This window comes from Desulfobulbus elongatus DSM 2908, from assembly GCF_000621145.1.
GTDB lineage: Bacteria > Desulfobacterota > Desulfobulbia > Desulfobulbales > Desulfobulbaceae > Desulfobulbus > Desulfobulbus elongatus.
The window spans coordinates 109,427-120,635 of sequence record NZ_JHZB01000009.1 but is presented as its reverse complement, the minus strand read 5'-3'; the positions used below and the strand labels follow the sequence as shown (position 1 = coordinate 120,635).

Sequence of the window (11,209 nt, the reverse complement as noted above, 5' to 3'; positions counted from 1 at the left end):
TAATCGAGCTTTTTTTGGATGATAATCTGGACTAAATCTGAGTCAATTGAAAATGTTAAGGATTTAATATTTTCTATAATTTCAAAAAGAGAAAGATTTGGCAGGTCGACGACATCAAAAATGGCATCAAATTTTTGATGGAAATTTTCTATATACTCTTTCTTCGATGACATTTTGAGTTCTGATCCGATATCAACAGCAGCGTTCATGGCACCATCTCCTTTATTGAAGTGATGATACCAAAAGACTGCAATAATTTATAGCATTTTCTGCTCCAACACGCTGTTTTTATATCATTTCATACCGATCTGAATTGGGCGCTTTTAACGCATAACTATCGGATACTCCCGTCCGTTCCTGCGGCAAAGTGCCGCTCCCGGGTCGAATGCGGGGCATTGTCCGTCGGTGCTCCCCGGTATTGGATGGCCACCATGGTCACGTCGTCCGATTGCGGCGAGCCGTTGGCGAAGCGGGTCACGTCGTCGCGAATGGAATGGATAAGTTCGGCCGGGGTGCTGCGGACGTGGTGTTGCAGTTCGGCCAGGAGCCGTGTTTCTCCGTAGAGCGCCTCTTCCCGGTTTTTCGCCTCGGTAATGCCGTCCGTATAGAGAAAGAGCGTATCGCCCGGCCGCATGATCATTTCTTCGGTCGTGTAGACCGCATCCGGCATGGGGCCCAAAACTATGCCCGGGATGACGTCAAGGTAGCGCGCGTGCCCTCCGGCGATCACCGCCGGGGGGTTGTGACCGGCACTGGCGAAACGGAGCGCTCCGCTCCTCGTATTCAGGATGGCACAGAACACGGTGATGAACATGCAGCTCTCGTTGTCCGCGGCAAGAATGCCGTTGACGCTGCCGAGCATCTGGGCCGGTTCGCCCAGGCGCTGTCCTTCGGCCTTGAGCAGGGTTTTGGCCACCATCATGTAGAGGGCGGCTGGCACGCCCTTGTCGGCGACGTCGGCAATCAGGAAACAGAGATTGACGTCGTCGACAAAAAAGAAATCGTAAAAATCTCCGCCCACCTCCTTGGCCGGATGCATCAAGGCGTAAATGTCGAATTCGGAGCGATCCGGGAAGGGGGGGAACAACCGGGGGAGCAGATTTGCCTGAATCTCCGTGGCCATCTTGAGTTCGCTCTGGATGCGCTCCTTGGCCGCCGTGGTTTCTGTCAGGTTGCGGATGTACTCCTTCAAGGCCCCGTTCATGGCGGCAAAAGCCGTGGTCAGCATGCCCACTTCGTCCTGTGAGCGGACCGGCGGCAGCTCGGCGTCAAAATTTCCCGCAGCGATTTCCTTGGTTGCCTCGGCAAGCGCGCAAAGCGGCGCGGTGATGGAACGGGCGATCAGGAAGACCGCGATGGTCAACAAAACGATGCCCCCCAGGGCGATATGGGCGGCGATCAAGGTGAGGGAGCGCTCTCCCTCGTACATTTCGGATTCGGGAAAAACCACGGCCAGCGTCCAGCCGGTGGAGGGAATCGGGGCGTAATACATCCAACTGCGGCCGTTCTGGGGGTCGGTGTAGGGAGCGAACCCCGATTCGCCGCGCACCATCTTGTTGCCGATATCGCGCAGGGCAGGGGCGCCGCGCGACTCGGCAAGGCTGAAGATGGTCTCGTTCATGACGAATTCCTTGGTGGGATGCGTCATGATGGTGCCGTTGCGGGAGAGGAGGAAACTGTAGCCGGTTTCCAGCACCTTGATGGAGGAAACGAGTTCCGTCAGCCAATCGAGGGAAACGTCGGCAACGACAATGCCGCGTATTTTTTTCTTTTCTTCTTCGCCCGCACGAAAAGGAACCGAGTAACTCGTCATCAGCATTGCCCCGCTGCCTTCGTCGAAATACGGTTCGCTCCATGTTTTTTCGCCCAGTTCCATCGGGATGCGATACCAGTCCAGGGTGAGATACTGAAAATCCTGCTCGTTGGCATAGATCAGTTGCCCGTTTTTTCTATAGAAATAGGGGACGACAGGTCGAGGCGGCTGGACGGTGGTGTCCGGTTCGAAGGCGGCGCCAAGGCCGTACATATCGTTATTTGCCGCCAGCGTCTCCCTGAGGAGCACGGTTGCCGATTCCTTCCCGAAACAATCCGATTCCAGCGACCGCGCCACCCCTGCCGTCACCTTGCCGATGGAACGAAGCGTGGCTTCCACCCTGTTCACCGAGGCAAGCACCAGATTCCTGGCATCGTCCTCCATTTCCCGTTCGAGAGAGACGCAGGAACGGTAATAAAACCATCCGATGGTCAGTAAAAAGATCAGGATGCTGCAAACGGTGACGACAAGCGTGAATGTGTGGACGATACTTTTTGTTCTCAGCATCCGGTCTCCTGTACGGTCTTCGATGCCACGGCTTTCCCCATCCCGGCCGCGCACAAAGACCCGCCTGCTTTCCGGCGGACGACCAATGGCGGCCTAAGGCGCAAACTGGCCGACAGCACAGAGAAAAGCAAGAAAAATCCGTCGAATGTCCGGTCGTTCGACTTCAGCCTGGCCGAAGGGGAACAACGTGTGGCGGCTCGATGCGGATCATTCCCTCCCGTCCATTCGACAGCCTGGCCGAATCGGATCTGCTGCAATCGCGGGCCTCCCGTCGATGGGTCGACATGAAAGCGGATCGCGCACGGCCACCACAGGAGACACCGTCCGGGAAAGGGACAGCCTTTCCGGTCGCGGCACAGGAATTCAGGAAGATATGCGCGTCCATGTAGTAACCCCCTATATTATTTGACAGATCAGGAAAATTTTCTTTGCCATTCATTTTTTTTTGGCAGAAAATAGAAGGCAGCCCAAAAAATGAAACAAGCGTCAACACATACGGTTCGAATCCTCGCGGCGGGGCATTTTGCCCTGTCAACTTTTTTTTCGCCACACCGTGCAAATGATTGCAGCATTTTCCTTCTTTATAATACTATCAGACCGGTTCATCGGCCTCAAAGCAAATAGTTCAAAGGTGGTGCGTTCATGAAGGGATGGGGGGGATCGATCTGGTGCTGCGCCTTGATATTCGCGCTGACGGCCTGTTCGGGGTCGACGCCTCCGCCGGAACCCACCTGGGCCATGGCGGAAAAGGGGATCGAATTGACCTTTCATGCCGATCCCTCCGTCAACTTCTACGACGGGCAGCCGCACACCATCGCTGTGTGCGTCTTCCAGCTTGACGATTCGAGTGCATACCAAAAAATGCTCACCTATCCGAGCGGTGTGCAGAAATTGCTGTCGGGCGGCACGGACCTGCCGGCCAACCTTGCCGTCGATCGTTTTTATCTGGAGCCGGGAGCGACCCGGCAGAAGGTGTACGACCGGGCTGCGGGCGCAAAATGGGTCGTCATTGTTGCCGGTTATTTCTCTGCCCCGCCGGAAAAGGCGGCCGTCACGAAAAAGATCGACTTTGTGGTTGAGCGGAGTTGGCTCTCTTTCGACAAACAGGCCGTCATCCCGACTTTTCAAGAAACGGTCCATCTCGACCAGGATGGCCTGCGCATCGGGAAAAAACCATGATCCAACCGAGCCGACCCATTCTTTGGCATCAGGGACTGTTCCTCCAGCCGCAACATCTGCAACAGCTCGATTTCGCGGCGCAGGAGCGATTCGCCGCCCTGCAGAGACAACAATCCCCCCATGGGTGGGGCATCTGCAAGCTGCAGGTCAATTACAATGCCCTGCAAGAGCGGGTGGTCGACATCCAGCAGTGCGAATTGCTGTTTCCCGACGGATCGTGGGTCGCGTGCCCCGGCAATGGCCGGCTTCCTGCCCGGTCGTTTCAATCCATCCCCCTGGAAGAGGGGGAAGGCGCGCCGATGACCGTCTATCTCGGCCTGCGCCGCTGGAAGCTCGGGACTGCGAACGTCGCGGCCCCCGCCGCCGGTGCCGAGCTGCAGAACCTGGAAAGCCGTTATCTGAGTCAAGTCGATCCGATCGAAACCGCTGACCTGCATCTGGGCGGTCCCCTGGCCCAGGTTCGGTATCTCGACCATCTGGTCAAGATCATCTGGGCCGATGAAGTCGCCGACAGCGGCGACTACATGCTGTTGCCGGCGTTGCAGATCCGCCTCGACGCCAACGAGGTCCGTGTTGTCCAGGATTTCATTCCCCCGGTCGTTTTCCTGAGCGGTTGCGAGGAATTGCCGTATCTGCTCAAGGATATCCGCGAGCAGTTGCTTTCCCGCGTTCGGGTTTTTGAGTCGTACAAGCTGTCCGGGGGCATTCAGTCCTCGGATTTCGAGGCGCATTTTCTTCCCCATCTCCTGGTCCTGACCACGCTCAACCGGTATTTGGCGGAATTGGTCTATCTGGTCGAGACGCCGCACATGCATCCGTGGCACGCCTACGGTTTCCTGCGTCGGCTCGTCGGTGAACTCAGTTCCTTCTCCGAGCGGGTCAACGTCCTCGGCCAGCTCAAGGACGGGCGCTCCCTGCTGCCATCCTATGATCACCTCGATCTCACGTCCTGCTTCCATGCCGCCCATCAACTGATCGAAGAACTGCTGAACGAACTGTTGATCGGCGGCGGCAATCTGATCACCCTCAAACGCAAGGACGCCTTGTTCCAGGCCGATATTCCGGCCGAAGATTTCGATCCGAGCAACGTGTTCACCCTGGTGGTGAGCAGCCACGGGGCCCCGGAGAACATCATCCAGTCATTTCAGGCGGCAAAGATCGGCGGGCCGGAGGACATCAAGCATCTGGTCGCCCGCGCTTTGCCCGGTGTCCCCTTCCGGCATCGGCTGGCCCCGCCGCCAGGGTTGCCCAAGCGGAGCGAGGCCTCCTATTTCAAACTTGACCACAACAACCGTCAATGGCTCGGGGTCCGCAATGCCCGCAGCATCTGTCTGTTCTGGGATGAAGCCCCTGAGGATGCCGTTGTCGAATTGGTCATTTCCAGGGTCTAGCTGCAATGGGTGAGGCACCGTATCGTGGCACGCTGCTCGATAGCTACACGGAAATACTCAGTTATGTTCTCTACCTGACGCATGATCCCAGCCTGGCGGGGAGTGCGGATGACGGCGCCGCCGTACTTGAACGGTTGCTGGCCCGCTCCCGCAAACTGGCAAGTGACATCGGCTGCGCGGACAACCTGTGGCTGGCTGGGCTCTATCCGGTGGCGGCCTGGGTGGACGAACAACTGCTCAATCTCGATTGGGCCGGCAGGGATGCCTGGGTGGGGAAAAGCCTGCAACGGCGTTATTTCAATACCACCTTGGCCGGCCGCGATTTTTTCGAGCGCCTGGAGCAGTTGGGCGAGATCGACATCGAATTGCGGGAGGTGTACGATATCTGCCTGGCGCTGGGTTTTCGCGGGCAGTATTTCGACGCTGACGACAGTTCCCGCCTCAGGGAGATTGCCGAGAAGAATCTCGGCAAATATGTCAGGGAACTGCCGCTGACAATGGAGGGGGAGTTGTTCCCGGTGGCCGCATTGAGCATGGAGCATGGCCGCAGGCCCTTCTTCCGTTTCCTGCGCCCGCTGCTGCTGGCGCTGCTGTGGCTGGTGCCGGTCGTGCTTCTCCTCGGGCTGTATTGCTGGTTGCAGGCCAGGCTCCTGGCCCCCGTTTGAAGGGGGAAACGAATGCCGCCCTTTTCAACAGAACGTTGCGCCCATGCTTAAAACTATCCTGAAAGTGCTGCTCTGGTGCGCGCTTCTGCTCGGTTTGGCCGGCCTGCTCTTCTGGGCCCTTCTGATCTGGGAACTCCCCTGGTGGGTCGGCGTGGCCAGCTATGCCGGTATTCTCGGTTTGTTCTTTGGCCTCTGTCTCCTCCGGCGCCTGATGGTGCGGAGACGGCAAAAAAGGCTCATTCAGCATGTTGCCGCAGCGGATTCGTTGCCTCCGGCGGAGTTGTCCCCGCAGCATGATGCCGAACAGGAACTCCGCACTCATTGGGCCAAGGCCCTGCGGGATCTGAAACAATCCTCCCTGCGGCGCGCCGGCAACCCGCTGAAGGTCATGCCGTGGTATCTGATGCTGGGCGAGTCCAGGGACGGCAAGACCACCGCCATCAAGCATTCCCGGACCAGTTCGCCGCTCACGGATATAGATCCCCGTGCGCAGCGGCAGGGAACTCGCAATTGCGACTGGTGGTTCTGCGAGCAGGCGGTCATCCTCGATACCGCCGGCCGGTATTCGATCCCGGTCGACGATGTGCAGGATCGCAAGGAGTGGGAAGTCTTCCTCGAATTGCTCTTCAAAACGCGCCGGCGCAAGACCCTGCAAGGGGTGATCGTCAGTGTCGCCGCCGACCGGTTGCTGCGCGAAGACGCCGCCACCCTGCTGCGCAAGGGACAGACGATCCGCCAGCGGTTGAACCAGTTGATGCAGTTGACCGGCAATCGTCTGCCGATCTATCTGCTGATCACCAAGATGGATCTGGTGCACGGCTTCAACGATTTCTTCCAGGGGTTCGGCGACGACCAGGTCGAAGGCAGCATGGGCGTCGTCAACAGCACGCCCGATTGCCCCTGGCAGCAGACACTCGACCAGGCCTTCGGTACCTTGCGCCGACGTCTGCATGGCCTACGCCAGATCCTGGCGCATACGGTCAAGTTGGAATACTACCCCGGTGCCGTGCAGTTTCCCAATGAGTTCCAACTGTTATTGGAACCCTTGGGTCAGTACGGCCAGGGGCTGTTCGGTTTCGATCAATATCTCGAAACGCCCTTTTTGCGCGGTATGTATTTTTCCAGCGGACAGCATCAGGGGCAGCCTTTTTCGCCTTTCCTGCATTTGATCGGCTATGCGCCTCCGCCTGCCGATGCGGCTGAACAACGGGCCAGAAATGACTGAACAACGGCTACACGACGAGCGCGGCGAACAGCGGCTGCCATCCCGGCGCAGCCTGTTTCTGCGCGCCCTTTTTCAGGACAGGGTGCCACGCGACCGGGATGTGCACCTGCCGTTGGCCGGGCGGCTTCGTTCGATGCGCACCACCCTGGGCGTGGGGTTGTTGGCCTGGTATCTTTTGGCGGCCGGCTTCGCGGGTTGGCTCGGATTCACCTATTACCAGAACCATCAGGCATTGCAGAGCGGCCCCGGCCAGCAGCAGGCAAGCGCTCCGACCGAGCCAGCGTCCGTTTCCTTGCAGGACCTCGACCGGTTGCGTCACGATATCGAAACAGTGCACGGAAAAAACCGGACCCTGATCATCAGCCGCTTCGGCTTCGACCAGTCGCTTCGGTACGAGCAGGAACTCAAACAACGATACGTCAGCCTGTTCGAGAGCAGCGTGCGCCGATTGGAGGCGTTGGCCCTGGCCCATTGGCGCGCTGTCAACAAGGATTTCTCCGCGGAACAGAAACAGGGATACGCCAGGTTTCTTTTGGGGCAGTGGCGACTGCTGTCCGGAGGTGTCGGCGACAAGGCGGCGGATGGGCAACAGTACGCGGCCCTGACCGATCCTTTCTGGCGCGTCCTTTTTCCCGAGGCGGTCGGGGTTCCCATCGGTCCTCTCTACCGGGCCTATCTGCAATGGCGGCCGGCGTCTCACGGCGATGACGCCGTCTATGACTATCCCTCGGAGATCCAGAACCTCCTGAGCCGGGTCCGCGGTCAGGAAGCGGCTTGGCTGTGGGCTTCGCCGGAAATCACCGCCTTGCCGGTGGCCATCGAAGATTTCTGGATCGATTTTCCCCAGCCCGGCTGGATCGAAATTCCGGGCGGTTTCACGCTCCAGGGCCGCACGCAGACGGAGACGTTTTTCAAGCAGCTTGTGCAGCCACTCGACAAGAAAGATGCCGAAGCCATTGCCGCCCTTTTCTGGCAAAGTTACTGGCAGCAGTTTTTCACGGCCTGGGAACGGTTTACCAGTGAGTTCATCGAGCAGGGGAGACTGCTCTCGGAATCCCCGGGAAATATCGTGGCGGCCGGTTCGGTTTTGCGTCAGGACGGTCCGTATTTTCGGGTTTTCGTTCGTTTTGCCGATGAAATCAAGGGGCTCGCCGATCAGCAGGACCGGCCGGCCTGGGTGCGGCAGTGGCAGATATTGGCCGCGGGCTGGGATCGATTCATCGAAAATCAGACCAGCAAAACCGGGGGCGTGACCGAGAAGCTCACCGCGCTCACCGCGAATGTGACCCACAAGGGCGAGGAACTGACCGGGCAGCGCATTGCCCTATCCGTGTCGGTCAGGGACCAACTGGCGGAACTCTGGGCCAGTTATCTTGCCGATTTGTCGGCCCTCTCTCCGGTGACCGTCCATCGGGAGGAACGTGTCGATCAGTTCGGCAAGTTTTTCCGGGGATTGCAGCAGGGCGAGAGTTCCGGCTTTTTTTCCGCCTACGCCGATTTCCGCAAACTGGTGACCCTCGAGACCGGCGGCGCCGACGATACCCTGGCCACCCGCCTGGTGTTCGCGCCCCTGGATTTCGTGCTGCAGGTGGCCCTGGGCGAGGCAGCCGACGTGCTGCAACGGGAATGGACGGGGACCGTGACCGCGCCGTTGGGCGCGCAGGCCGCAGCGCCCCAGTTGGCCGCCCTCTTTTCCCAGGCCGACAGCCCGGTGCCGAAATTTCTCGCCGGCCCGGCGGCGCCGTTTCTTGAACTGACCAACAGCGGCTATCGCCCCCGCACCACCTACGGGATGAGCCTGCCGTTTCGCCAGGACGTGCTCTCCTTTTTGTTCGAGGGCACCCGGGCAAGCAAGGACTATGCGAAGGAGTTGACCGTCACCTTGAGCAATCTGCCCTTGAACGTCAATCCCGAGGCACAAACCCATCCGTTTTACGCCAAGATAGAGATGCAGTGCGCCAGCAGGCAATACGTGCTGGAAAACTGGAACTATGCCGACCAGGCTGCATTCACCTGGACGCCTTCGTCCTGCGGTGACGTGGTCATCACCCTGAAGTTCCCGGGCGAGACGACATTGAGCAAACGCTATCCGGGTGCCTTGGGATTCCCCCAGTTTCTCAATGATTTCCAGGACGGACGCCAAACCTACGCCCTCAAGGATCTGGCGGGGGACAGCAAGGGGCTGCTGGAGCAGAAGGTCGAGCAGGTGACCATTGCCTACGGTATCAGCGGCGCCCCGGATGTGCGCCAGTGGCTGCAGCGCATCCCCACCGCCATCCCCGAGAAGCTGTTTCTGGAAAAAGTGCCGCCCGTGCATCATGCGGACGCCTTCGATACCGTGCCGCTCCATATCGAAACCGTTCGCCCGGCCTCCGACGCGATTTTGCGGCTTCCAGCCGCAGCCGTCACTGCGCTCCATGCCAAGAAAACGAGCATTGCCCTCCGGCCTCCTGCGGTGGCGGATCGCGCCGCAGCCTCCTGTGACGACTCCGCCTCTTGGATTCAGGGACAGCCGGCCGGCGCCGTGACCATCCAGTTGATGAGCCTGCGCTCGCAGCAGGCCCTCAAGGGATTGTGCGAGAAATACGCTGACATTCCGGTCCACTGGTACCGAAAGCACGACGCGCAGGGCACATGGTTCGTGGTGATCGGCGGTTCCTTCGCCTTCAGGGAAGAGGCGCGGGCTGCCATCGCCCGGTTGCCGGCCGCGCTGAAAACGAGTGCGCCGTTGCTCCGCACCTTTCAATCCGTCCAGACGGAGATGGAGTCGAGTCGCGGCCCCAAGCCGGATGCAGGGAAGAAACAGCCATGAATCCGATGGAATACACCGATTTGGGTACAGCCCCGATCTCGGAAGCCTTGCCGGCCGGCATCGATCTCGCCACCGAGCCGCTCTACGAGCAGCTCTCCCTCGAGATCAAGAAGCTTTCCTCGCCGACCGCCGAGGGCGGCATCGACTGGCAGGCCATCCAGAACCTTGCCGCCGAGATATTGCAGACCAGGTCAAAGCATATTCTCGTCGCCTGCTGCCTGTCCGTCGCCTGGCAGCACACCGGCGGCTGGCGCGGCTTTGCCCAGGGCGTTCGGGTGGTCAGGGACCTCCTCCTCACCTATTGGGACCAGTGTTTTCCGGAAAAGAAACGCATGCGGGGCCGGCGCAACGCGCTGGTCTGGTGGAAGGAGCAGATCGACAAACTGATCGAGGCCGGCACCGGCGAGCAATGGGACCACGAGGCGCGGCAGGCCCTGCTCGACGACTTCGAAGAAATCGACCGCTTCCTTGGCGAACAGTTGGAGGATTCGCCCCTTTTCCGGCCGACCATCCAAGCGCTCGGCACGCTGATCGCCGAAGCGGCGATTCCGGAACCGCAGCAGGATCCTGAGCCGGTGGCCCCGGAAACGCCAGCTGTCCCTGCGACTGCCACCGAACCCCGTCCGCCGGCCCAGCCGCTGGCGAGCGGGCCGCGCCACGAGGCTCCGATCGCGTCGGACAGCGCCACGCCGGAAAAGAACCTGGCGCGCGGCAGTGAATTTCTGCGGGTGGCCGCCACCCAGTTTCTGCAGAACGATCCCTTTCATCCGCTCGCTTTTCGCCTGAACCGGATCGTGGCCTGGTTTCCCGTCGACAGCCTGCCGCCCGCCAGCGATGGCACCACCCTGGTGCCGCCGCCCGACGACCAAGTGGTATCGCTGGTGCGCAGCCTGGAGGAAAGCGGCAATTGGCCGGCGCTGCTGCAGACGGCCGAAGCCCAGCTGCGCCAGCATCTGTTCTGGCTCGACCTGAACCGGTATGTCGCCGAGGCCCTCGACCGCCTGGGCAAGGAACTGGCCAGCGAAGGGGTGGCACACGAGACCCGGCTGCTGGTCAGGCGGCTGCCCGGTATCGAAAAATTGTCCTTCAACGACGGCACTCCCTTTGCGGATCAGGCCACCCGGGCTTGGCTCAAGGAATTTCGCATCACCAAGGGGACGGACGGCACAGTGGTGCCCGACGAGGCCCAAGGCGAGCGGGGAGGCATTGCGGCGAAGCTGGCGGCGGCGTGGGCGTTGGCCAAAGACGGCAAGCTGACCGAGGCCCTGAACGAACTGCGTCACGGCCTGAGGACCGCCGGTGGCGGTCGCGAGCAGTTGTTGTGGACAGCGGAGATCTGCCGGCTGCTGTGCCGGCAGCAACAGGCGGCCCTGGCCGTGCCCTTTGCCGAATCCCTGGTGGCGCAACTCGACCGTCATGGCCTCGAGCAGTGGGAACCGGAACTGGCGGAAGAGACGCTTGAGGTGGTGTACCAGGCGCTGCGCCTCCAGGAAAGCAACGAGCAGGCCTCGGCACGGATGAATGAGGTCCTGCACCGGCTGGCCCTGCTGAACCCGGCGCGGGCCCTGGATGTCAAGTAGTCGGCTGGAAACGGATCACGGTCTTAACACACAGAGA

8 protein-coding genes are annotated in these 11,209 nt (G+C 60.2%); 6 read left to right on the top strand and 2 right to left on the bottom strand.

Going from position 1 to position 11,209, the window contains the following annotated elements:
* Both Q362_RS0107065 and Q362_RS19595 read right to left on the bottom strand, forming a co-directional pair.
* On the bottom strand, positions 1–209 hold a 209-nt coding region (locus tag Q362_RS0107065), incomplete at its 3' end, for a hypothetical protein (protein WP_028318110.1).
* A 125-nt stretch (positions 210–334) separates the two neighbouring features.
* Entirely contained in the window at positions 335–2,320 is a 1,986-nt protein-coding gene (locus Q362_RS19595) for a SpoIIE family protein phosphatase (RefSeq protein ID WP_051553831.1), read from the bottom strand.
* Positions 2,321–2,962: 642 nt separating this feature from the next.
* On the opposite strand from Q362_RS19595, the gene tssJ reads away from it, so the two are divergent.
* Genes tssJ through tssA form a run of 6 tightly spaced genes read left to right on the top strand, consistent with a single transcriptional unit; the run spans position 2,963 to position 11,172 of the window.
* Entirely contained in the window at positions 2,963–3,499 is a 537-nt protein-coding gene (gene tssJ, locus Q362_RS19590; protein ID WP_084312403.1) for a type VI secretion system lipoprotein TssJ, read from the top strand.
* Positions 3,496–4,890: a type VI secretion system baseplate subunit TssK gene (tssK, locus tag Q362_RS0107045; protein ID WP_028318109.1), complete on the top strand. Its 1,395-nt coding sequence runs from the start codon at positions 3,496–3,498 to the stop codon at positions 4,888–4,890. The genes tssJ and tssK overlap by 4 nt, the downstream gene beginning before the upstream one ends.
* Positions 4,891–4,895: 5 nt before the next feature.
* Entirely contained in the window at positions 4,896–5,555 is a 660-nt protein-coding gene (locus Q362_RS22135) for a DotU family type IV/VI secretion system protein (RefSeq protein ID WP_084312401.1), read from the top strand.
* Positions 5,556–5,598: 43 nt separating this feature from the next.
* Positions 5,599–6,780 (top strand): type VI secretion protein IcmF/TssM N-terminal domain-containing protein, encoded by a 1,182-nt coding sequence (locus Q362_RS0107035; protein WP_028318108.1) that lies wholly within the window; start codon positions 5,599–5,601, stop codon positions 6,778–6,780.
* Entirely contained in the window at positions 6,773–9,592 is a 2,820-nt protein-coding gene (locus Q362_RS0107030) for an SPOR domain-containing protein (RefSeq protein WP_169737376.1), read from the top strand. Before Q362_RS0107035 ends, Q362_RS0107030 begins: the two co-directional genes overlap by 8 nt.
* A complete protein-coding gene (gene tssA / locus Q362_RS0107025) occupies positions 9,589–11,172 on the top strand; it encodes a type VI secretion system protein TssA (RefSeq protein WP_028318106.1) in 1,584 nt (527 codons plus the stop codon). Before Q362_RS0107030 ends, tssA begins: the two co-directional genes overlap by 4 nt.
* The last annotated feature ends 37 nt before the right edge of the window (positions 11,173–11,209 follow it).

What these genes read in the sequence shown, in the direction of transcription:
- Q362_RS19595 (WP_051553831.1), bottom strand. Translation starts at nt 2,320, where the DNA reads ATGCTGAGAACAAAAAGTATCGTCCACACATTCACGCTTGTCGTCACC.
- tssJ (WP_084312403.1), top strand. Translation starts at nt 2,963, where the DNA reads ATGAAGGGATGGGGGGGATCGATCTGGTGCTGCGCCTTGATATTCGCG.
- tssK (WP_028318109.1), top strand. Translation starts at nt 3,496, where the DNA reads ATGATCCAACCGAGCCGACCCATTCTTTGGCATCAGGGACTGTTCCTC.
- Q362_RS22135 (WP_084312401.1), top strand. Translation starts at nt 4,896, where the DNA reads ATGGGTGAGGCACCGTATCGTGGCACGCTGCTCGATAGCTACACGGAA.
- Q362_RS0107035 (WP_028318108.1), top strand. Translation starts at nt 5,599, where the DNA reads ATGCTTAAAACTATCCTGAAAGTGCTGCTCTGGTGCGCGCTTCTGCTC.
- Q362_RS0107030 (WP_169737376.1), top strand. Translation starts at nt 6,773, where the DNA reads ATGACTGAACAACGGCTACACGACGAGCGCGGCGAACAGCGGCTGCCA.
- tssA (WP_028318106.1), top strand. Translation starts at nt 9,589, where the DNA reads ATGAATCCGATGGAATACACCGATTTGGGTACAGCCCCGATCTCGGAA.